This is a genomic window from Agromyces neolithicus (genome assembly GCF_039529735.1).
Classification (GTDB): domain Bacteria; phylum Actinomycetota; class Actinomycetes; order Actinomycetales; family Microbacteriaceae; genus Agromyces; species Agromyces neolithicus.
In genome coordinates, this window is sequence record NZ_BAAANJ010000004.1 from 200,934 (window position 1) to 219,487 (window position 18,554).

20 protein-coding genes are annotated in these 18,554 nt (G+C 69.3%); 12 read left to right on the top strand and 8 right to left on the bottom strand.

Features of this window, described 5'->3' with window-relative positions:
- Window positions 1-49 precede the first annotated feature (49 nt).
- The 4 genes from ABD164_RS06400 (at window position 50) to ectB (ending at window position 3,600) form a co-directional block, all read left to right on the top strand.
- On the top strand, window positions 50-1,273 hold the full coding sequence (locus ABD164_RS06400) for an FAD-dependent monooxygenase family protein (protein WP_344294610.1): 1,224 nt from the start codon (window positions 50-52) through the stop codon (window positions 1,271-1,273).
- 12 nt (window positions 1,274-1,285) lie between these two features.
- The gene (locus tag ABD164_RS06405) at window positions 1,286-1,666 is read left to right on the top strand and encodes a YciI family protein (protein ID WP_344294612.1); all 381 of its coding nucleotides are present in this window, start codon (window positions 1,286-1,288) and stop codon (window positions 1,664-1,666) included.
- 94 nt (window positions 1,667-1,760) lie between these two features.
- Window positions 1,761-2,261 (top strand): ASCH domain-containing protein, encoded by a 501-nt coding sequence (locus ABD164_RS06410; RefSeq protein WP_344294614.1) that lies wholly within the window; start codon window positions 1,761-1,763, stop codon window positions 2,259-2,261.
- Window positions 2,262-2,325: 64 nt separating this feature from the next.
- Window positions 2,326-3,600, top strand: a complete 1,275-nt coding sequence (gene ectB, locus ABD164_RS06415) for a diaminobutyrate--2-oxoglutarate transaminase (RefSeq protein ID WP_344294616.1) — start codon at window positions 2,326-2,328, stop codon at window positions 3,598-3,600.
- 12 nt (window positions 3,601-3,612) lie between these two features.
- On the opposite strand, the gene ABD164_RS06420 is transcribed toward ectB, so the two are convergent.
- From ABD164_RS06420 to ABD164_RS06435, 4 genes are all read right to left on the bottom strand, one after another.
- Entirely contained in the window at window positions 3,613-3,990 is a 378-nt protein-coding gene (locus ABD164_RS06420; RefSeq protein ID WP_344294618.1) for a nuclear transport factor 2 family protein, read from the bottom strand.
- A gap of 134 nt (window positions 3,991-4,124) precedes the next feature.
- A complete protein-coding gene (locus tag ABD164_RS06425; RefSeq protein ID WP_344294621.1) occupies window positions 4,125-4,787 on the bottom strand; it encodes a response regulator transcription factor in 663 nt (220 codons plus the stop codon).
- A 7-nt stretch (window positions 4,788-4,794) separates the two neighbouring features.
- A complete protein-coding gene (locus ABD164_RS06430) occupies window positions 4,795-6,870 on the bottom strand; it encodes a sensor histidine kinase (RefSeq protein ID WP_344294623.1) in 2,076 nt (691 codons plus the stop codon).
- Window positions 6,871-6,948: 78 nt separating this feature from the next.
- Window positions 6,949-9,021: a sensor histidine kinase gene (locus ABD164_RS06435; protein WP_344294625.1), complete on the bottom strand. Its 2,073-nt coding sequence runs from the start codon at window positions 9,019-9,021 to the stop codon at window positions 6,949-6,951.
- 197 nt (window positions 9,022-9,218) lie between these two features.
- Here ABD164_RS06435 and ABD164_RS06440 point away from each other — a divergent pair, with 197 nt between their 5' ends.
- The gene (locus tag ABD164_RS06440) at window positions 9,219-9,701 is read left to right on the top strand and encodes a hypothetical protein (protein ID WP_344294627.1); all 483 of its coding nucleotides are present in this window, start codon (window positions 9,219-9,221) and stop codon (window positions 9,699-9,701) included.
- Window positions 9,685-11,175: a multicopper oxidase family protein gene (locus ABD164_RS06445; RefSeq protein WP_344294629.1), complete on the top strand. Its 1,491-nt coding sequence runs from the start codon at window positions 9,685-9,687 to the stop codon at window positions 11,173-11,175. The genes ABD164_RS06440 and ABD164_RS06445 overlap by 17 nt, the downstream gene beginning before the upstream one ends.
- 55 nt (window positions 11,176-11,230) lie before the next feature.
- On the opposite strand, the gene ABD164_RS06450 is transcribed toward ABD164_RS06445, so the two are convergent.
- Window positions 11,231-11,662: a MarR family winged helix-turn-helix transcriptional regulator gene (locus ABD164_RS06450; RefSeq protein WP_344294631.1), complete on the bottom strand. Its 432-nt coding sequence runs from the start codon at window positions 11,660-11,662 to the stop codon at window positions 11,231-11,233.
- A gap of 97 nt (window positions 11,663-11,759) precedes the next feature.
- Between ABD164_RS06450 and ABD164_RS06455 the strand changes: the two genes are divergently transcribed.
- Complete coding sequence (locus tag ABD164_RS06455; protein WP_344294633.1) at window positions 11,760-12,413, top strand: FMN-dependent NADH-azoreductase; 654 nt, start codon at window positions 11,760-11,762, stop codon at window positions 12,411-12,413.
- A 54-nt stretch (window positions 12,414-12,467) separates the two neighbouring features.
- Here the strand turns inward: ABD164_RS06455 and ABD164_RS06460 are convergent, their stop codons facing one another.
- Complete coding sequence (locus tag ABD164_RS06460) at window positions 12,468-13,118, bottom strand: TetR/AcrR family transcriptional regulator (protein WP_344294636.1); 651 nt, start codon at window positions 13,116-13,118, stop codon at window positions 12,468-12,470.
- 89 nt (window positions 13,119-13,207) lie between these two features.
- Here ABD164_RS06460 and ABD164_RS06465 point away from each other — a divergent pair, with 89 nt between their 5' ends.
- From ABD164_RS06465 to ABD164_RS06475, 3 genes are all read left to right on the top strand, one after another.
- On the top strand, window positions 13,208-14,023 hold the full coding sequence (locus ABD164_RS06465) for an alpha/beta fold hydrolase (protein ID WP_344294638.1): 816 nt from the start codon (window positions 13,208-13,210) through the stop codon (window positions 14,021-14,023).
- A 146-nt stretch (window positions 14,024-14,169) separates the two neighbouring features.
- Window positions 14,170-14,763 carry an NADPH-dependent FMN reductase gene (locus ABD164_RS06470; protein ID WP_344294640.1) on the top strand — a complete coding sequence of 198 codons (594 nt, stop codon included), beginning with the start codon at window positions 14,170-14,172 and terminating at the stop codon, window positions 14,761-14,763.
- Between the two features lie 152 nt (window positions 14,764-14,915).
- The gene (locus ABD164_RS06475; RefSeq protein WP_344294642.1) at window positions 14,916-15,488 is read left to right on the top strand and encodes a GNAT family N-acetyltransferase; all 573 of its coding nucleotides are present in this window, start codon (window positions 14,916-14,918) and stop codon (window positions 15,486-15,488) included.
- Window positions 15,489-15,706: 218 nt separating this feature from the next.
- On the opposite strand, the gene ABD164_RS06480 is transcribed toward ABD164_RS06475, so the two are convergent.
- A complete protein-coding gene (locus tag ABD164_RS06480) occupies window positions 15,707-16,216 on the bottom strand; it encodes a MarR family winged helix-turn-helix transcriptional regulator (RefSeq protein ID WP_344294644.1) in 510 nt (169 codons plus the stop codon).
- Window positions 16,217-16,256: 40 nt separating this feature from the next.
- On the opposite strand from ABD164_RS06480, the gene merB reads away from it, so the two are divergent.
- Together merB and ABD164_RS06490 are read left to right on the top strand one after the other, a co-directional pair.
- Window positions 16,257-16,961, top strand: a complete 705-nt coding sequence (gene merB / locus ABD164_RS06485) for an organomercurial lyase (protein ID WP_344294646.1) — start codon at window positions 16,257-16,259, stop codon at window positions 16,959-16,961.
- Window positions 16,958-17,722 (top strand): SDR family oxidoreductase, encoded by a 765-nt coding sequence (locus tag ABD164_RS06490; RefSeq protein ID WP_344294649.1) that lies wholly within the window; start codon window positions 16,958-16,960, stop codon window positions 17,720-17,722. The genes merB and ABD164_RS06490 overlap by 4 nt, the downstream gene beginning before the upstream one ends.
- Here ABD164_RS06490 and ABD164_RS06495 read toward each other — a convergent pair.
- The gene (locus ABD164_RS06495; protein ID WP_344294651.1) at window positions 17,719-18,534 is read right to left on the bottom strand and encodes an alpha/beta fold hydrolase; all 816 of its coding nucleotides are present in this window, start codon (window positions 18,532-18,534) and stop codon (window positions 17,719-17,721) included. The genes ABD164_RS06490 and ABD164_RS06495 overlap by 4 nt on opposite strands.
- Window positions 18,535-18,554 lie beyond the last annotated feature (20 nt).

Below are 18,554 nucleotides of genomic sequence, written 5' to 3' on the forward strand. Positions count from 1 at the left end.
CCGAGCCGCCGAGGCCTTCCGCGTCTCTCCCGTGTGAGGAGCGCCTCGAATGGCTCTCGAAACGTCGACGCCCCGGCGCCAGGTGTACATCATCGGAGGCGGCCCCGTGGGCCTCATGTTGACGGCGCTGTTGCAGACGATGGGCGACTACTCAATCCACCTCTATGAGAAGCGCACCGATTACACCCGCACGCGGATGGTGAAGCTCGACACCTATCTGGTCGCCGACTCGGTCGAGAGCTACTGCATCGACTACATCGACGAGGAGAACGTCGAAGCGGTCTTCGATCGCACCGACCTCGAGGAGGGCGTCGCATCCAGGCGGTCGATCGCGCCCGACCTGAGGTCACTGCTGCTCGAATGGACGCTCGGGTTCTGCCCGCTCAACGCCATCGAACGGGCGCTGAGCGACCTGATCGACCAGCGTGGAACCCGCTCGGTCGAACGGATCACCGGGGCGGTCAGCGCCGAAGACGCCCTCGCGATGGTGGCACCCGACGACATCCTGATCGACTGCACCGGAAGCAGGTCGCTGCTCCGCGACCACATCTCGCCCGCCTTCGGCGGCGAGGGCGGCGAAGCCAACGTCTTCACGGTGCGGCTCGAGTACGCCCTCGTGACCACGTTCCTCTACAGCCGGACGTATGCCTGCGACGAGTTCTGCAAGTACTACAAGAACGCCGAGAACGACAGGTACAAGTTCATCCCCGCGGTGCACCGCACCTTCTACGACCGGGGCGTCACCCACGTGACCGGCATAGTGAACATCTCCGAAGGCGAGTTCAACTCGATGCCGACGCGGGTCGACCCCGAGTGGCTGCGTGAGAACTTCCCGGGCGTCACCGCATCGATGGACCGGTTCATCGACTGCATCAAGGGTGAGACCGGAGGCGAGATCCTCGGCGACCTCGAGATCGTCCGCATTCCGCTGGACCTCTACCACGCCCGCGACGTGAGCAGCCGCAAGTGGCACGCGCTCGGATCGGCCGACCACCCGTTCGCGAACTCGCCGACGTTCCTGGCCGGCGATTCGGCGATCGGCTCGCCCTATTTCCAGTCGATCTCGCTGGGGTTCGAGTGCGCGATGTTCCTCGCGGGCCTCATCGAACAGCAAGACCTGGAGCTGCGCGAGAAGTTCGACCGGTACGAGAACTTCATGTACAAGCAGTGGCTGCGCGTCTACATGCGCAGCAAGATGATCAAGCACAACAAGGACCTGTTCGAGACGCTCGACGATACCCTGGCGCTGCTGCAGAAGCTGCACATCTATTGACGAGGATCACCGATGCGCACCCCCGACATCCCCGACGCGTTCGACGTCTACACGGTCGTCGTGCTGCGGCGCCCGGCCGATGCTCCAGAGATGTCCGAAGGCGAGCTCGATGAGCTCCAGGCCCGCCACCTCGCGTACCGAGCCGAACTGGGGCGCAGGGGACTGATCGTCGCGAACGGGCCATTCGACGAGCAGAGCGACCCGACCTATCGCGGCATGTCTATATTCGCCTGCGACCCGGCCGAGGCGGCACGCCTGTCCGACAGCGACCCTTCGGTCGTGGCGGGGCGGCTCGCCTACGACGTGATGGAGTGGTGGGTCCGCGCCGACTCGCTTGCCTTCCCGCTCTCCGACCGCACGGTCGGCGACCGCCGCTCGATGCCCGACGACTGAGGCGTCCCCGTATCGGGGCCGAATCGCGCCGATCGTTCCACAATCCGCGGATGGCCGCGCTGCGGCATCCGTCGCTCGCTGTCAGACTGAGAGCGTGCAGAACTCGCCCATCGACCACGCCGCCGCGATCGAATTCTGGGAGGAGTATCGAGCCGCGAGGCCCGACCGCGCCACCGATCCAGAGCCACCGTCGGCCGAGGTCTTCGGCGACAACCCCGAGCTGACCGATGCGCTCCTTGGCCTCGTGCTCGACGGCACGAAACGTGCGACGGCCACCCTCGTCGCCGAGTTCGCCCTCGATGGCCAGCCGCTCCCACGGATCGGGAGCCATTGGATCGCCTGCGACTCGACCGGCCGGCCACGGGTCATCCTGCGCGACATCGAACTGCGCATCGACACGTTCGCGAGCGTCGACGCGGCGTTCGCGTTCGACGAGGGCGAAGACGACCGGTCGCTCGAGTCGTGGCGCGAGAACCACAGCCGGTACTGGCAGCGGGTGGGCGCACAGCTCGGGTTCGAGTGGACCGAAGAGCACGAGATCGTGCTCGAGCGCTTCGAGGTCGCCTGGCCCGAAGCGAGCGCTGACACGCACTGACCGCCCAGCCTGACGATCTAGGCTCGTACCACCCCACCACCCCCTGAGAAGGAGCCCGCACGCCATGAGCGACGCCGCATCCCTTGACGTCTTCGACCGCCGCGAATCAGAGGTCCGCGGGTACATCCGCGCCTTCCCCACGGTCTTCGACCGTGCCAGCGGCTCGACCCTGTTCGACGTCGACGGCCACGAGTACCTCGACTTCTTCGCGGGCGCGGGCGTGCTGAACTACGGCCACAACAACCCGGCGTTCACACGCGCGCTGGTCGAGTACCTCGAGCACGGCGGCATCATCCACGGGCTCGACATGGCCACGTCGGCCAAGAAGGCGTTCATCGAGGCGTTCGAGCAGTACGTGCTCGCACCGCGTGGCCTCGACCACAAGCTGCAGTTCACCGGCCCGACGGGTGCGAACGCCGTCGAGGCGGCGCTCAAGGTCGCCCGGCAGGCGACCGGCCGCTCGAACGTGGTTGCGTTCACGAATGCGTTCCACGGTCTCAGCATCGGCGCGCTCGCCGCTACGGGAAACAGCACGTATCGGGATGCCGCGGGCATCGCCCTCGGCGACATCACGCGCCTGCCCTACGACGGGTACCTGGGTGCCGACGTCGACACGCTCGACCTGTTCGAGAAGATGCTCGACGACCCCGGATCGGGGCTCGACCTGCCCGCAGCCGTGATCGTCGAGGCGGTGCAGGGCGAGGGCGGCATCAACGTCGCGAGCGTGTCGTGGCTGCAGCGGCTGCGGTCGCTCACCGAAGAGCGGGGCATCCTGCTGATCCTCGACGAGATCCAGGCGGGCGTCGGGCGCACCGGCACCTTCTTCGCCTTCGAGGCCGCGGGCATCGTGCCCGACATCGTCACGGTGTCGAAGTCGATCTCGGGGTCTGGCCTGCCGATGTCGCTCGTGCTGCTGCGCCCCGAGGTCGACGTGTGGAAGCCGGGCGCCCACACCGGAACGTTCCGCGGCAACAACCTGGCGTTCGTGTCGGCTCGCGTCGCGCTCGAGACCTATTGGGCCGACTCGGCGTTGACCGACGGTGTCGCCGCGAAGTCGGCACTGCTGCGGGCCGAACTCGACCGCATCGCCGCCGACCATCCCGAACTCGGGCTCGTGCCGCGCGGTCGCGGCCTCATGTACGGGCTCGCCTGCGACGGCGACCGCACGCTCGCGGGGCGCATCTCGGCCGAGGCGTTCCGCCGCGGGCTCATCGTCGAGACATCCGGTGCATTCGACGAGGTGTTGAAGTTCCTGCCGGCGCTCACGATCACCGACGACGAACTCACACGCGGTCTCGCGATCGTGCGCGAGAGCCTCGACGCGGTACTCGCCCGCTGAGCCCCGACGACCTCAGCGCGAGAGCTCGACGGTGTACGAGACGATCTCGGTGATGCGTCCGTCGACGAAATCGTAGACATCGCACGAGGCGACGACCGAGACGTCTCCCCTGGCGTCGGTGTACCTGGCGAGGCTGTCGACCGCGACGCTGTCTTCACCCACCACGGTGCGCTGCCGCTGAAACTCGGTCGTCACCCCGGCGAGGTCCTTGGCGGTGCGCTCGCAGGCCTTCTTCACGGCTTTGAGCCCGATCAGCGGGTCGGAGCCGACGAGCGTCCAGACGACGTCGTCGGCGAGGTGCGGCAACGCGACCTCGAATCGGTGACTCGAGAACGCGCAGGCGATCTTCTCGGTCATGAGCTCGGTCGTGAGTTCGGTCGTGGGGTTCATGAGACCTGCCCTCTCGCGCGGCATCCCGCGCCCTTGCGGTTGACGTATGCGATCAGCGTGCTCCGGACTCGCGCGGGCGTCAACCCTCGACTGCTTCGGGGCGGTCGCCCGAGCCCCGTTCCTGCGAAGAACGGCTAGGCCGCGTCGTTCTGCAGGAAGGCGAGCACCGCGGCGACCCGCCGGTGCACGCCCGTCTCGGGCAGCCGCAGCTTCGTGAAGATCGCGTTGACGTGTTTCTCGACGGTCGACGTCGAGAGGAAGAGCGATTGCTCGATGCCCGCGTTCGTCTTGCCCTGCGCCATCTCGCGCAGCACCTCGAGCTCGCGCGGGGAGAGCGCGGCGAGCGGGCTCGATGCGGCCGCGCTGCGGCGGCGCACGAGGGTGTCGACGATCTGCGGGTCGATCACGGAACCACCGGCGCAGACCTCGCGCAGAGCGTGCACGAGGTCTTCGAGGTCGCCGATGCGGTCCTTCAGCAGGTAGCCGAGCCCGGCCGAGCCGTCGGCGAACAGCGCGAGCGCGTAGCTCTCGTCGGCGTGCTGCGAGAGCACCACGACACCGGTCTCGGGGTGCGCGGCGCGGATGTCGCGGGCGGCCTCGATGCCCTCCATGTGGTGGCCCGGCGGCATGCGGATGTCGGTGAGCACCGCCTGGGGGTTGAGGCGCCGCACCGCGTCGAGCAGCTCGGTCGCATTACCCGTCGAGGCGACCACGTCGACCTCGCCCGAGTCCTCGAGCAGGCGCCGCAGGCCCTCGCGCACGAGGTAGTTGTCCTCGGCGATCACGACTCGCAGCATGCCCGACTCATCCAACTCGGTCCGCCTCGCGTTCGGCGGCTGCGGCGCCGGCTCGATGCACCGGAAGGTCGACGAGCACCGTCGTCCCCGACGGGTTCGCCGCCGACACCCGCAGCGTGCCGCGCAGCGCAGCCACCCGGTCGCGGATGTTCGCGAGGCCGCCGGTGGTCGCAGCAGCCGGCTCGAGCGTGCCGATGCCACGCCCGTCGTCGGTGATGGCGATGCGCAGGTGCCCGTTGCTGCGGGCGAGCGCGACCGACGCGTGGGTCGCGTGCGCGTGCTTCGCGGTGTTCGCGAGCGCCTCGCGCACGACGTAGTAGGCCGTCGTCTCGACGTCGTCGGGGAACCGTTCGGCGCGCATCGCGGCATCGGCTTCGACGGTCAGCGGGATCGGGAACCTCGCGACACCCGATTCGACGGCGGCCACGAGTCCGTTGTCGCTGAGCACCGATGGGTGGATGCCCTGGGCGAGTTCGCGCAGGTCGGTGAGCGTCTCGCGAGCCTGGTCCTGCAGCTCGACGAGTTCTTCGGGGGTGAGCTCGCTGCGCTGCAGCCGGTTGCGAGCGAGGCGGAGTGCGGCGATCTGCGCCACGACGTTCTGCTGGATGCCGTCGTGCAGGTCGCGTTCGAGGCGCTTGCGCTCGTCGTCCTGTGCCGCGACGAGTCGCTCGCGCGACGCGGTGAGCTCGTCGAGTTGTTCGGCGAGCTGCGCGGTGAGGCGCACGTTCGCCACGGATGCCGCGGCCTGGCCCGCGACCGTGCGCAGCAGCATGCGCTCGGCCTCGATGTAGTCGCCGTGATTCCGCGGCCCGACATCGATGCGTCCGAGCATCTCGTCGACGCGCACGAGGTCGGCTGAGAGCGAGGGTTCCCCGGCCGCATCTCCGGCGGCGCCGACGGGCGACGCGGCGAGGGCGCCGTCGGGCGACATGAGCCGGATGCGCACCCAGGAGGCGCCGAGCCCGTCGCGTACCGCCTCGGCGAGGTAGGTGAGCAGGTCGCGCGCCTCGCCGGCCTCCTCGAGACGTGCACCGAGCTCGCTGAGCATCTCGAACTGCCGTTCGCGGTCACCGAAGAGCCTGCGGTGGATCCATCGCTGCAACCAGGTGCGCACCGGCAGCAGCGCGACCGCGATGAGCGCCGTGACGAGCACCGCGGGCACCACCTGGAGCTGCCCCGACAGCATGATGGCGGGCGTCGCGACCCCGATGCCGTAGAACACCGTGATGAGCAGGTTCGACGAGCGCGCCACGCTGCGCCCGCGGTCGCCCGGAGCGATTTCGAATGCGCCGTAGCGGAAGACGCCGTGCACCACGGCGATCGGCAGGGCGATGAGGGATGCGTAGACGAGCAATTCCGCGATCCACAACCCAGGCAGGAAGGTCCACAGCATGAACGCGACCATCGCGGCACCGACGGTCAGCGCGATGACCCGCGTGCTCTCTCGCACCGCGGACGTACCGAACAGCGCGCGTGTGCCGAGCACCACGAGCCCGATCGCCAAGGCGGGCCACGCCTGCACCACCAGGAGTTGCACCGCGGGCGCCGCCCACTCGAGCCACGGCACTGCGAACGGGTTCGGAATGGCTTCACCGCTGATGCCGATGTACGGAGACATCACCACATGCGGCGTAGTGATGAGCGTCAGCGGCCCGACGAGCATGGGCGTCCAGAGGAACACCACGGCGATGCGCTGCCACCGCCGCTCGACGACGCCGCTCGGGAAGGTAGCGAACACGACGAGCAGCGTCGAGGTCGTCGTGGCATCAGCCGTCAGCCCGATGACGTTGAACAGCGGGAACCACGGCTCCGACATGACCTCGATATTGCGTTCCAGGAAGGTCTCGTAGGCCGAGCCGACGAGCATCGCAGTGGCGGCGAGCGCGACGAGCACTGCGGTGCGCGACCGCGTCACGGTGAGCAGCCACATGCCGAGCACGAAGAAGGGCAGCGCACCCAGGAGCGGCCAGGCGAGGGCATGACCGGCGTCACCCTCGACGAACCCCAGCACGACGACGATGTACACCAGCGCCGCGACCCCGATCGGGCCGAGCGTCGCGAGGCACACCCACCTTCGGTCCACGGTCCTATCGTCCTCCTGCCGCGGCCCTCGCGGGAGAGGGCCATCCATGCCCGCGGGTGGGGGCTGTCCTCCATCCCCTCATGGGCTCCGCGGACCCGCCTGGTCGGCTTCGGCGAATCCCCGGACCGGCAGGTCGACGTCCACCGTCGTGCCGCTGCCCGAGGGGCTCGCGGAAGAGATCCGGACCGTGCCGCGCAGCACCGCTACGCGGTCGCGGATGTTCGCGAGCCCGCCGCTCGCCGCCGACGTCGGGAAGACGGCACCCAAGCCGCATCCGTCGTCGCGGATCGAGACTCGCAGCCGGCCGTCGCTCCGGGCCAGCGCCACGGTCGCGTTCGTGGCGTTCGCGTGCTTCGCGGTGTTCGCCAGGGCCTCCCGCACCACGTAGTAGGCAGTCGTCTCCACGTCGTCGGGATACCGCTCGGCGCGGACCCGCGAGTCGGCGTGCACTGTCAGCGGGATCGGGTACCGCGCCGCGCCCGATTCGATCGCGGCGACGAGCCCGTTGTCGCTCAGCACCGGCGGGTGGATGCCGTGCGCGAGCTCACGCAGGCCGGTGAGCGTCTGACGGGCCTGCTCCTGCAGTTCGCTCAGTTCCGCGCCATCGAGTTGACCGCGCGCGAGCCGGTTCCGCGCCAACCGGAGCCCCGCGATCTGCGCCACGATGTCCTGCTGGATGCCGTCGTGCAGGTCGCGCTCCAGCCTGCGACGCTCGTCGTCCTGCGCAGCCACGAGGCGCTCTCGCGAGGCGGTCAGCTCGGCGAGCTGCTCGGCGAGCCGCGCCGCGAGGCGCACGTTGGCGACGGATGCCGCGGCCTGACCGGCGACCGTACGCAGCAGCGCCCGCTCGGCGTCACTGTACTCCCCGCGATGGCGCGGTCCGACCTCGATGCGGCCGAGGAGCTCGTCGGCGTGCACGAGATCGGCCGCCTCGACCGGCTCACCCACCACGTCGCCGGCGACGCCCACGGGCGACGCGCCGAGCGCGCCATCCGTCGCCGCGAGGCGGATGCGCACCCACGACGCGCCCAGTCCGTCGGCCACCGCGGCCGCCAGATGGTTCAGGAGGTCACCGGGCTCTCCTGAGCGCTCGAGCTCCGAGCCGAGCTCGCTCAGCATCGCGAGCTGGCGGTCGCGGTCGCCGAACACGACCCGGTGGATCCAACGCTGCAGCCACCCGCGAACGGGAAGCAGGACGACCGCCACGAGTGCGGTGAGCAGGGCGGTCGCCAGGGGCGTCAGGCGCCCGGCGAGCAGCACGGCCGGGGCGAGCGCGGCGATGCCGTAGAGCACGGTGATGAGCACGTCGGAGGATCGCGTGACGAGGCGCGCGCGGTCCGCTGCGGCCACGTCGAACGCGCCATGCCGGAGGATTCCGTGGATCGCCACGAGCGGCACCGCCGTGAGGACCACCAGCACGGCGGCGTTGAGCATCACGTTCTCGGACAGGACCAGCGTGAGCGAGTAACTCACGACGATCGCGAAGGTGACCCATGCCATCAGGCGCGTGCGGGACCGCACCTCTGGATCCCCGAAGAACGTCCGCGAGATCAGGACGGCGAGTGCGAGGAACACCGCGGGCCACGAGTAGACGATCCACGTCACGATCGGGTCGGCCCACGCGAGGGCCGGCAGGGCGAACGGGTTCGGGATGCCCGTCCCCTGCTCGGCGTGCACCTCTGCCGTGAGGACGTGCGGCACCACGACGAGCGAGAGCGGCACGAACACGACGGGAACCCAGAACAGCCAGACCGAGATGCGCTGCCACCGCCGCTCGGGGATTCCCGTCGGGAAGGTCGCGAACATGCTGATGAACGCGGAGGCGGCGACCGTGGAGGCGGCCAGCCCGACGAGGTTGAAGATCGGGTACCACGGCTCACGGATCACGTCGGGGTTCGTCAGCATGAACGTCTCGAAGGCCGCCCCCACCGCCATCGCGGTCGCCGCCCACGCGAGGAACAGGGCCGAGCGTGCCGTGGAGGCCGTCAGCAGCCACATGCTGAACGCGAACAACGGCATGATGCCGAGCAAGGGCCAGGCGAGGGCGGGATCGGCGGATGCCGCGAGGAATCCGCGCGCGACCACGACGTACAGCAGCGACGCCGCTCCGAGCGGCGCCAGGGCTGCGAGCCATCCCCACCTGCGGAGCACACCCCCATCGTCCTCCTCTCGCGCGGGCTTCGGGAGAGGGACATCCGTACCCGCCCTTGGAGGCTGGCCCCCATCGGTCGTGGGGCGCTCCCCCACGCGGCATCCGGCCTGCCGTGTTCCGGCGCGCGCCGCCTTCGGTGAGCGTTTCAACCAGCGGATGCCCCTCCCCGGCGCCGCACGAACAGGGAGTGAATCTCATGTGCAGGATCTACGCGGGCCTGGCCTGGATCATCGCCGGCGCCGTCGTCGTGCAGGCCGCCGCGATCGCGTTCGCGTTCGGAGGCGTGCTCAACCATGTCTCGGAGGGAGGGGTCGTCGACAAGGCGCTCCTCGAGAGCGGCGGGGCCGGCGGCTCGGGCGAGCTCGGCTTCTGGATCCACGGGATCGTGGGCGCCGGCCTCATCCCGCTGCTCGCGCTCTCGCTGCTCATCGTCTCGTTCTTCGCCCGCGCGAAGGGCGCGCGCCTCTGGGCGGCGATCGTGCTCGGGCTCGTCGTGGCGCAGGTGACGCTCGGCTTCTCGATCACCGACATGCCCTTCCTCGGCCTCATCCACGGCGCGAACGCGCTCGCCATCGTGGTCGCCGCGGTCGTGGCCGCGCTGCGGGCACGTCGGTCGCGGCTGGACCGCGCGGCGCGCGCGGCTGCGAAGGAGGCGATCTCAGATGCCGTCGCGGCGTGATCTCGTGCGGTGCGCCGTCGTCGGCGTCGCGGTCACCACCGCGCTCGGCGCCGGCGTGCTCGCATGGAGTTCCACGCTGCTCGGCGAGTACTCGGTGATGGCCATGGGCGGCGGGCACGGGCACGCCGGCCACGACGACGGCGCGATCGGCGCTGCCGGGGCCGGGGCATCCGTCGCACCCGGCGAGGTCAGCGTGACGTCGCTGACCGCCGACCCCGGCCGGCCCGCCGACGTGCGCGTCGAACTCGTGGCCCGGCAGCAGGCCATCGACGTGCCCGGCGGCCACGCGGTCGAGGGCTACACGCTCAACGGCACGTCGCCGGGCCCCGAGATCCGTGCCCGGCAGGGCGACCTCGTCGAGGTCGCGTTCGTGAACGAATCGGTCACCGCCGGCGCCACGCTGCACTGGCACGGCATAGACGTGCCCAACGCGGCCGATGGGGTGGCGGGGATCACGCAGGATGCCGTGCCGGTCGGCGGCCGCCACATGTACCGCTTCGAGGCGACCGATGCCGGCACCTACTGGTACCACTCGCACCAGGTATCGCACGAGCAGGTCAAGGGTGGCCTGCTCGGCGCGATCGTGATCGATCCCGCACACCCGGCCGTCGCCGGTGACCTCGACGTCACAGCACTGCTGCACGTATACGGCGGGCAGCATACGCTCAACGGACGCGCCGAGGATGAGCAGGTGGCCGCCGAACCCGGCGCGACCGTGCGGGTGCGTGTCATCAACACCGACCAGGGAACCGCCGCGGTCTGGTCGGCGATCCCGTTCCGCGTGCTCGCGACCGACGGGCACGAGGTGAACGCACCGACCGATGTCGACGGGCAGCGGCTGCTCATTCCCGCCGGCGGGCGAGCGGATGTCGCGGTGCAGGCCCCGCCCCGCGGAACCGCGCGCCTGCACGTGGGCGGTGCTCGCAGCATCGAGATCGGCGAGCCCGGGTCATCCGCCCCTCGTATACCGCAACCGTCGCGCACGCTCGACCTGCTCGCCTACGGCGACCCGACGCCCCTCGAGTTCGAGGCGTCGTCGCCAGACCGCTCGTACGACTACGTCGTCGCCCGCCGCTTCGGCATCATCGACGGCCGGCCCGGAAACTTCTGGACCATCAACGGTCGCATGTTCCCCGACGTGCCGATGTTCCATGTGCGCGAGGGCGACGTCGTCGCGATGCGCATCGTCAACGAATCGGGCGAGGTGCACCCGATGCACCTGCACGGCCACCACATCGTCGTGCTGTCACGCGACGGCGTCGCGGCCGCAGGAAGCCCCTGGATCGTCGACTCACTCGACGTGCACCCCGGCGAGTCGTACGAAATCGCGTTCGTCGCCGACAACCCCGGCATCTGGAGCGACCACTGCCACACGCTCCCCCACGCCGTAGACGGGCTCATCGCCCACGTCATGTACGAGGGCGTCACGACTCCGTTCACGATCAACGGCGAGGCCGGCAACCAGCCCGAGTGACCGACCGCGGCCGTATGGGCCGCTCGGCGCTTCGAGCGCGCTGTGAAGCGAGCCGCTATGGCGCGATGTCGGCGAGCAGCGTCTGGAGCCCATCGGCGACATTCGCGAGGACGTCGCCGTCGACGGCCTCGAACTCCCGCTCGATCGCGGGAAGGTAGACGCGGGCCGCAGCGAGGAACCGGCGACGCCCCTCGGTCGTGAGCACGGCGTATGCCGAGCGTCGGTCATTGGGATTCGGCTCGCGGGCAACGAGACCGGCGCCGACCATCTCGTCGACGAGCCGGCTCACCCGGGTGCGGCTGAGCACCACGCGTTCGGCCAGCTGCCCCATGGTGAGACGACCCCCGCCATCGCGCAGCTCGAGCAGCACGTCGTACCAGGTGAGCGGCATGCCGCCGTGCCGGGTGACCGCGAGGTCGAGTCGCGGGAGCAACGCCGCATGCAGTCGCAGCACGGCCTCCCAGGTGCGTTCGGCGTCGGTCGGCATGCGTTGAGCATATCCACATTTGTGTGCGTGCGCACGTACATGCTAGGGTCGGCTCACTGAATTCATGTGCGTCTGCACGCAACGAAAGGACCAGCGCATGACCACCCTCCTGCACATTTCCGCGTCACCCCGCGGCGAGGCATCCGAGTCGCTCGCCATCGCCCGCACCTTCATCGACGCCTTCACCGCCGCCGAGCCCACGACGACCGTCGACGAGTGGGACCTGTGGGACGGCTCGCTGCCGTCGTTCGGCCCAGACGGCGCGGGCGCGAAGATGCGCATCTTCGCCGGCGAGCAGCCGGTCGGCCCCCAGGAGACGGCATGGCATCGGGCCCGCCTCGCATTCGAGCGGTTCGCCGCCGCCGACCTCTACCTCTTCAGCCTGCCGATGTGGAACGGGGGCATCCCCTACATCGCCAAGCAGTTCATCGACGTCGTCAGCCAGCCCGGCATGGTGTTCGACTTCGACCCCGAAGTCGGCTACTCGGGCCTGCTCGGCGGGCGCCGCGCCGCCGTCGTCTACACGAGCGCGGTGTACGGCGACGATCGTCCGGCGTCATTCGGCAGCGACTTCCAGCGGCCCTACTTCCACGACTGGCTGAACTGGGCGGGCATCACCGATGTCTCGTCCATCACCTTCCGGCCGAATCTCGCCATCGCCGATGCCGAACCCGGTCGGCGGGCCGCGCACGATGAAGCACGTCGGGCAGGTGCCGAGTTCGGCCGGAATGCGATGCGCCTCGCGTCCTGACCGCCTCGCGGGCCCGCCGCCTCGGCAGGGGCCGCACCCCCGGACGCGAGGTGATCAGCGTGCGCCGTAGGCGGCGAGGAACACCCGCACAGCCGTGCGCACCTGTGAACGCCGGTGGTCGTGCGAGGGGATCGCGGCATCGCCGAGCAGCATGGCGCGGTTCAGGGGCTCGCCCATCACGAGCCAGTTGAACGCGGTGGCTGCTGCGGTCGCGTCGTCGACATGCAGCAGGCCGCGTTCGGCCAGTCGCTCGAACATCGCCGCCAGCCTGCCGATGGCCCGCTTCGGGCCGTGCTCGTACAGCGCCTCGGCGAGGTCGGGAAACCTGCCGACCTCGCCGATCACGAGGCGTCGCAGCTGCAGCAGCTTCGGCGTCATCACGATGTCGAGCTGCCGGTCGGCGTACGACTCGAGGAATCCGACGAGATCGTCGCCCTCGGCAGGATCGGCGACATCGCTGTGCACGCGGTCGCCCGCGGCATCGGTCATCGAGGTGACGAGTTCGACGAACAGCGCCTCCTTGCTGCCGAAGTGCTTGTACACGGTCTGCTTCGACACACTCGACCGCGCGGCGAGCTCGTCCATGTTCGTGCCGAGGTAGCCGCCGGCGAGGAACATCTCTTCGGCCGCCGCGAGGATCGCGCGGTGCTTTCGCTCGGAGCGCCCCATCGACTCCATGACCGAGGCACCGTCGGTCGCCATCATGAACCACCCGTCGTTGACATCAAGTACTGAGCAGTCTAGTCTACCCAGAACGGAACTATACCGTCTAGTTTGATCAGAAGGGTACGACGATGACCGACTACATCACCACCTCCCACGGCGACCGCGTCGCCTACGACCTCCGCGGCGACGGCCCCGCGCTGATCTTCATCGCCGGGGCCGGGCCGTACCGGGCCATCGACCCGTGGACCACCGAGACCGCCGAGCTCGCGTCCCGCGACGGCATCCGCACGCTTGTGTACGACCGCCTCGGCCGTGGCGAGAGTCCGGCCACCGGGCGGCTCGATCTCGACCGCGAACTGACCGTGATCACGTCGCTCATCGAGCTCGTCGGCGGCAGCGCGGTGCTCTGCGGGCACTCCTCGGGCTGCTCGATCAGCCTTGCCGCGGCGGCCCGCGGCCTGCCCGTCGCGGGCCTCGTGCTCTGGGAGGCGCCGTTCGGCCCCCAAGACGGTCCCGCGCGCGAGTGGGCCGCTGAAGTCGAGCGACGCATCGACGCCGGCGAACTCGAAGGTGCGCTCGAGTACTACATGAAGGACATGCCGCCCGAATGGCTCGAGGGGGCGCGGCGATCGCCCGAGTATCCCGAGTACGTCGCGCAGGTCGTGAGCTACCGGGCCGACGGCGAATCGCTCGCCTGGGTGGAGTCGGCGCCGATGGCCGAGCTCTTCCGCGACATCCGAGTGCCCGTCGACGTACTCCTCGGCGACGAGACGTTCCCCGCCCTCTTCGACGCCGCACGAGCCATCACCGCCGCCATTCCGGGTGCAACCTGGAAGCAGGTGCCCGGCGCCGACCACTCGTGGGAGCCGGCATCGATGGCGCGCGAGCTCGTGGAGTTCGTGACCGCTGCGGCGGCGCTGCCGGCGCGCCGCAGCGGCACCTGACGCGGCAGGGATACCCGGGTCGGGCTGGCGAATCCGATCCTGTGAATTGCATGAGACTGCATACATCAATTAGTTGTCTCGACAACTATCATGCGATAGTTGATGGGTCACCGACTCGGTGATCGGTTCTCATGAAAGGGTTCTCAGTGTCAGACCTCAACATCGGCATCATCGTCGGAAGCACTCGTCCTGGCCGTCTCGGCCCTCTCGTCGGAGAGTGGGTGCAGCGCAACGCCAAGGCTCAGGGCGTGTCGTTCGAGCTCGTGGACCTGCACGACTTCAAGCTGCCGATGCTCGAGGAGCCCTTCCCCGCAGGCGCGGGCAACTACCAGGGCACCGCTGCCAACGCATGGGCGCACAAGGTCGCCGAGTTCGACGGCTTCGTCTTCGTCACCGCCGAGTACAACCACTCGATCCCGGCCGCGCTCAAGAACGCACTCGACTACGTCAGCGCCGAGTGGAACAACAAGGCCGCTGGCATCGTGAGCTACGGCTCGATGGGGGGCGTGCGCGCCGGCGAGCACCTGCGCCAGGTGTTCGGCGAGCTGCAGATCGCCGACGTGCGCCAGCACGTCATGTTCTCGCTGTTCACCGACTTCGAGGGCGCGATGTCGGGCAACCCGGCCTTCACGCCCGCCGCGCAGAAGGCCGACGAGCTGCAGACCCAGATCGACCAGGTCGTCGCCTGGGCCGACGCGCTGCGCTCGGTCCGCGAGGGCGTCGAGCAGATCGCGGCGTAACCCAGCTTCGAAACGGATGCCCCTGCCGCACTGCGGTTGGGGCATCCCGTCGTTTCGGGCCCGACCGCCAGGGGCGGGTGCGCCAGCCTCGGCAGAGTTTCGATACGCCCTCGATGACGCCCGATGTCCGAGGCCGGTGACAGGGTGGTCATATGGCAATCGACGTTCGCCCCGCGACGGTGTTCACCGACGTGAAGGCGATGGTGGGGCCCAAGCGGCCCGACGCGAACGTGTGCTGGTGCCTGAGCTACCGCATCCCGTCGAAAGAGAACCTCGCCCTCAAGGGCACCGAGCGGGGCGACCGGGTTCGCGAGCTCATCGCGCAAGACCCGCCGCCGGGGATCATCGCGTACGACGGCGACGAGGTCGTCGGATGGGCGGGCGTGCACCTGCGGGCCGACACGAACTTCGCGACGAACCGCAGAATTCCGCATGTCGACGACCTCGACGTCTGGTCCGTGTGGTGCATCCGCGTGCGGCCGGGGCATCGCGGCGAGAGTATCTCGCACCACCTGCTGGCCGGCGCCGTCGAGTTCGCCCGCGACCACGGCGCACCGGCGATCGAGGGGTATCCCCTCGACAACCAAGGCGAGAAGATCGACCTCACCATGGCATACGTCGGCACGCGCGCACTGTTCGAGAAGGCGGGGTTCACGAAGGCCGCCGACACCGATTCGGTGCTCAACGGCTTCCCGCGCGTGCTCATGCGGCTCGACCTGCGGTGAGCAGAATCATGGCCACCCCCGATGCATCAGGCTTGTGCCATCGGTATCGTTGACGAGTCGAACGAGCATCGGTCAGTCGCGAGGTAAGCGCGGGAAACCGGGTTTCAGACGGCCTCCGGGTAGCGTCAAGCAGAACGCGACTGGTCCCACCCGCCACCGACCCAATTCATTCGCCCCGACCACACGGTGGGCGATTCGAGGGCACACGTGTCGGGGCATCATCTCTCGGGATCCTGCACGAGACGGCGCAGCAGGCGCACCAGCGTCGCCTGCTCGTCGCGGCTGAGGCCGCGAAGCTCGTCGCCCTCGCGGGCTGCCAGCCGGCGCATCGCATCGTCGACGTGCATCGCACCCGCGGCGGTCAGGCGCACGAGCACGCTGCGACCGTCACGTGGGTTGGGTCGTCGGTCGACGAACCCGCGCCGCGACAGGTTGTCGAGCCGATTGGTCATCGCAGCACTGCCGATCATCGTCGCCTCGATCAGCTGTGCTGGATTCAGCTCGTGCGGCGGTTCCTCGCGGCGCAGCGCCGCGAGCACATCGAACTCCCACGCCGCGAGGCCTGCCGACTTGAAGGCGTCGGCCCGCAGTCGTGCAAGTCGGTTTGCCGCACGCCGCAGGCGCGACATGACGTCGAGCGGAGTGAGGTCGACATCGGGCAGCCGACGCGACCACGCGTCGATGAGCAGGTCGACCTCGTCGTCTCGCTCATTCTCCGTCGGGGACATATACCGAACGTACCGCGACTCAACGGCGTACCCTTCACCCATGGGCGCTGATACGGGCGAACCGACGCGAGCCGACATCGAGCGGGTTCGGGTCGAGGTCTATCGGGGTTACGCCGAGCAGGGACATCCGCCCGTTCGTGCCGCACTCGAGGCAGCGACGCGGCTGTCGCCCGCAGACGTCGAGCGCGCACTCGCCATCCTCGCGGCGACGCGCCACATCGTGCTCGACGACGACGGCCGCATCATCATGGCGCACCCCTTCGCGAGCATCGACCTGCATTTCTCAGTGAAGGGCTCGCACACACTGTGGTGGGGCGGGTGCGCGTGGGACGCGTTTGCGATCCCCCATCTCGTGCCCGGCGAGAACGAGGTGCTCGTCGCGACGACCTGCCCCGCCTGCGGCACGCCCCACGCGTACGTCGTCGGCACGTCGCGGGCACCCGCCGGTGATGAGGTGGCGCACTTCCTCGTGCCGGCGGCGCACGTCTGGGACGACGTGGTGCACACATGCTCGAACCAGCGCATCTTCTGCAGCGAGCGGTGCGTCGACGACTGGCTCTCGGCCACCGGCAACGAACACGGGTCGACCTTCGACCTCGCGACCCTTTGGCGTCTCGCGGCGCACTGGTACGAGGGCCGGCTGGACTCGCCGTACGTGCGGCGCGAGCCGTCGGAAGCGCGTGCGTACTTCGCGGACGTCGGCTTGAAGGGCGCCTTCTGGGGATTGGAGGAACCGGAACCATGAGGATCGCGGTCATCGGCGGCACCGGGCTCATCGGAACCCGGCTCGTGGCGCGGCTCGCAGCTGAGGGGCACGACGTCGTCTCTGCCTCGCGCGCAACCGGGGTCAACGCCTACACCGGTGAGGGCCTCGCGGAGGCCCTCACCGGGGTGGAGACCCTCGTCGACGTCTCGAACTCGGGATACCTCGACGAGCGGGGCGCGAACGACTTCTTCTACGGATCGACGATGAACCTGCTTGCGTACGGCGATGTGGCCGGCGTGAAGCATCACATCGCCCTGTCGGTGGTGGGCACCGATCGGCTGGCGCGCACCGAGGGCGGCTACTTCGCTGCCAAGGCGGCGCAGGAGCGGCTCATCAGCCGGTCGGGCCGTCGCTACACGATCGTGCACGGTACCCAGTTCTTCGAGTTCGTCAGGAGCATCGCCGATGCCGCGACGAGGCAGAACATCGTGCGGCTGTCGCAGGCCCTGATTCAGCCGATCGCCGCCGACGACATCGCGGCGGCGATCGCGACAGTCGCGACGGGCTCGCCTGTGAACGGCATCGTCGAATTCGCCGGACCAGAGGTGTTCCGCCTCGAGGCGCTCGTGCAGAACGATTTGCGGCTGCGCGGCGACCCGCGCGAGGTCAGAGCCGACCCGCTGGCGACGTACTTCGGCACCGAGCTCGACGAGCGCGAGCTGCTGCCGGGACCCGACGCCACGCTGGCGCCGACGCGGTTCAGTGATTGGCTCGAGCTGGCCGGGATGCGGTTGAACTAGGTTGCGGCGTTCGAGGCGCGCGCGCTGAAGAACTCCACCGCAGCCTCGCGGAACACCCGCGAGCCGGGCGCATTGAAGTGGTGCCGACCGGGGAGCTCGACGAACGTGCCGTTCGGCGTGGCATCCGCCAGTCTTTTCGAATCCTCGAGGATCGCGTCTTCACTGCCCGTCGCGAACAGGATCTGCTGCCTCGGCGGATTCGCCGGGTCGGGGTCGGCGTCGGCTGATCGCATGCCCTCGGCGAGTGCCACGATCGCGAGCAGGTCGTTTCCATCGACGCGCTCGGCGAGCGTCACGTAGTTGCGGGTGACCGTGTCGTCGACCGGTGTTCCGTGTACGGCGTACGCTCGCGCCTGTTCGATCTGCAGGCGGGCGAGCGGACGACCATCGGGGATGCCGCCGAGCACGGCGCGTTCGACGTGCTCGGGCGCCTGCACGGCGAGCTGCCAGCCGACGCGCGCACCCAGTGAGTAGCCGGCGTACAGCACACGGTCGAGCAGAAAGGTGTCGAGCACGGTGATGAGGTCGTCGACGAGCGCGTCCATGGCGTACTCGGATGCCTCGTACGGCTTATCGCTCGCGCCGTGGCCGAGCTGGTCGACGCCGAGCACCCGGTAGCCGGCGCGCGTGAGATCGCGCACCCACCCCGTGTTCACCCAGTTGTCGCGACAGCTCGACGCGAACCCGTGCACGCACAGCACGGTCGGCGCGTCGTCGTCGCCCCACGAGTATGTGGCGATGCGGCGGGCCTCGGCCGACATCACGAACTGCGGCTTCGGCATCTCGGTGAGGGCTGGGATCGCGGCATCCATGTCGCCATTCTTGCTGGTGA

Excerpts from the sequence above, each read along its gene's own strand:
- ABD164_RS06450 (WP_344294631.1), bottom strand. The coding sequence starts at position 11,662 with ATGCCGACCGACGCCGAACGCACCTGGGAGGCCGTGCTGCGACTGCAT.
- ABD164_RS06440 (WP_344294627.1), top strand. The coding sequence starts at position 9,219 with ATGTGCAGGATCTACGCGGGCCTGGCCTGGATCATCGCCGGCGCCGTC.
- ABD164_RS06405 (WP_344294612.1), top strand. The coding sequence starts at position 1,286 with ATGCGCACCCCCGACATCCCCGACGCGTTCGACGTCTACACGGTCGTC.
- ABD164_RS06420 (WP_344294618.1), bottom strand. The coding sequence starts at position 3,990 with ATGAACCCCACGACCGAACTCACGACCGAGCTCATGACCGAGAAGATC.
- ectB (WP_344294616.1), top strand. The coding sequence starts at position 2,326 with ATGAGCGACGCCGCATCCCTTGACGTCTTCGACCGCCGCGAATCAGAG.
- ABD164_RS06475 (WP_344294642.1), top strand. The coding sequence starts at position 14,916 with ATGGCAATCGACGTTCGCCCCGCGACGGTGTTCACCGACGTGAAGGCG.
- ABD164_RS06400 (WP_344294610.1), top strand. The coding sequence starts at position 50 with ATGGCTCTCGAAACGTCGACGCCCCGGCGCCAGGTGTACATCATCGGA.
- ABD164_RS06455 (WP_344294633.1), top strand. The coding sequence starts at position 11,760 with ATGACCACCCTCCTGCACATTTCCGCGTCACCCCGCGGCGAGGCATCC.
- ABD164_RS06445 (WP_344294629.1), top strand. The coding sequence starts at position 9,685 with ATGCCGTCGCGGCGTGATCTCGTGCGGTGCGCCGTCGTCGGCGTCGCG.
- ABD164_RS06490 (WP_344294649.1), top strand. The coding sequence starts at position 16,958 with ATGAGGATCGCGGTCATCGGCGGCACCGGGCTCATCGGAACCCGGCTC.
- ABD164_RS06495 (WP_344294651.1), bottom strand. The coding sequence starts at position 18,534 with ATGGATGCCGCGATCCCAGCCCTCACCGAGATGCCGAAGCCGCAGTTC.
- ABD164_RS06425 (WP_344294621.1), bottom strand. The coding sequence starts at position 4,787 with ATGCTGCGAGTCGTGATCGCCGAGGACAACTACCTCGTGCGCGAGGGC.
- merB (WP_344294646.1), top strand. The coding sequence starts at position 16,257 with ATGGGCGCTGATACGGGCGAACCGACGCGAGCCGACATCGAGCGGGTT.
- ABD164_RS06480 (WP_344294644.1), bottom strand. The coding sequence starts at position 16,216 with ATGTCCCCGACGGAGAATGAGCGAGACGACGAGGTCGACCTGCTCATC.
- ABD164_RS06465 (WP_344294638.1), top strand. The coding sequence starts at position 13,208 with ATGACCGACTACATCACCACCTCCCACGGCGACCGCGTCGCCTACGAC.
- ABD164_RS06460 (WP_344294636.1), bottom strand. The coding sequence starts at position 13,118 with ATGATGGCGACCGACGGTGCCTCGGTCATGGAGTCGATGGGGCGCTCC.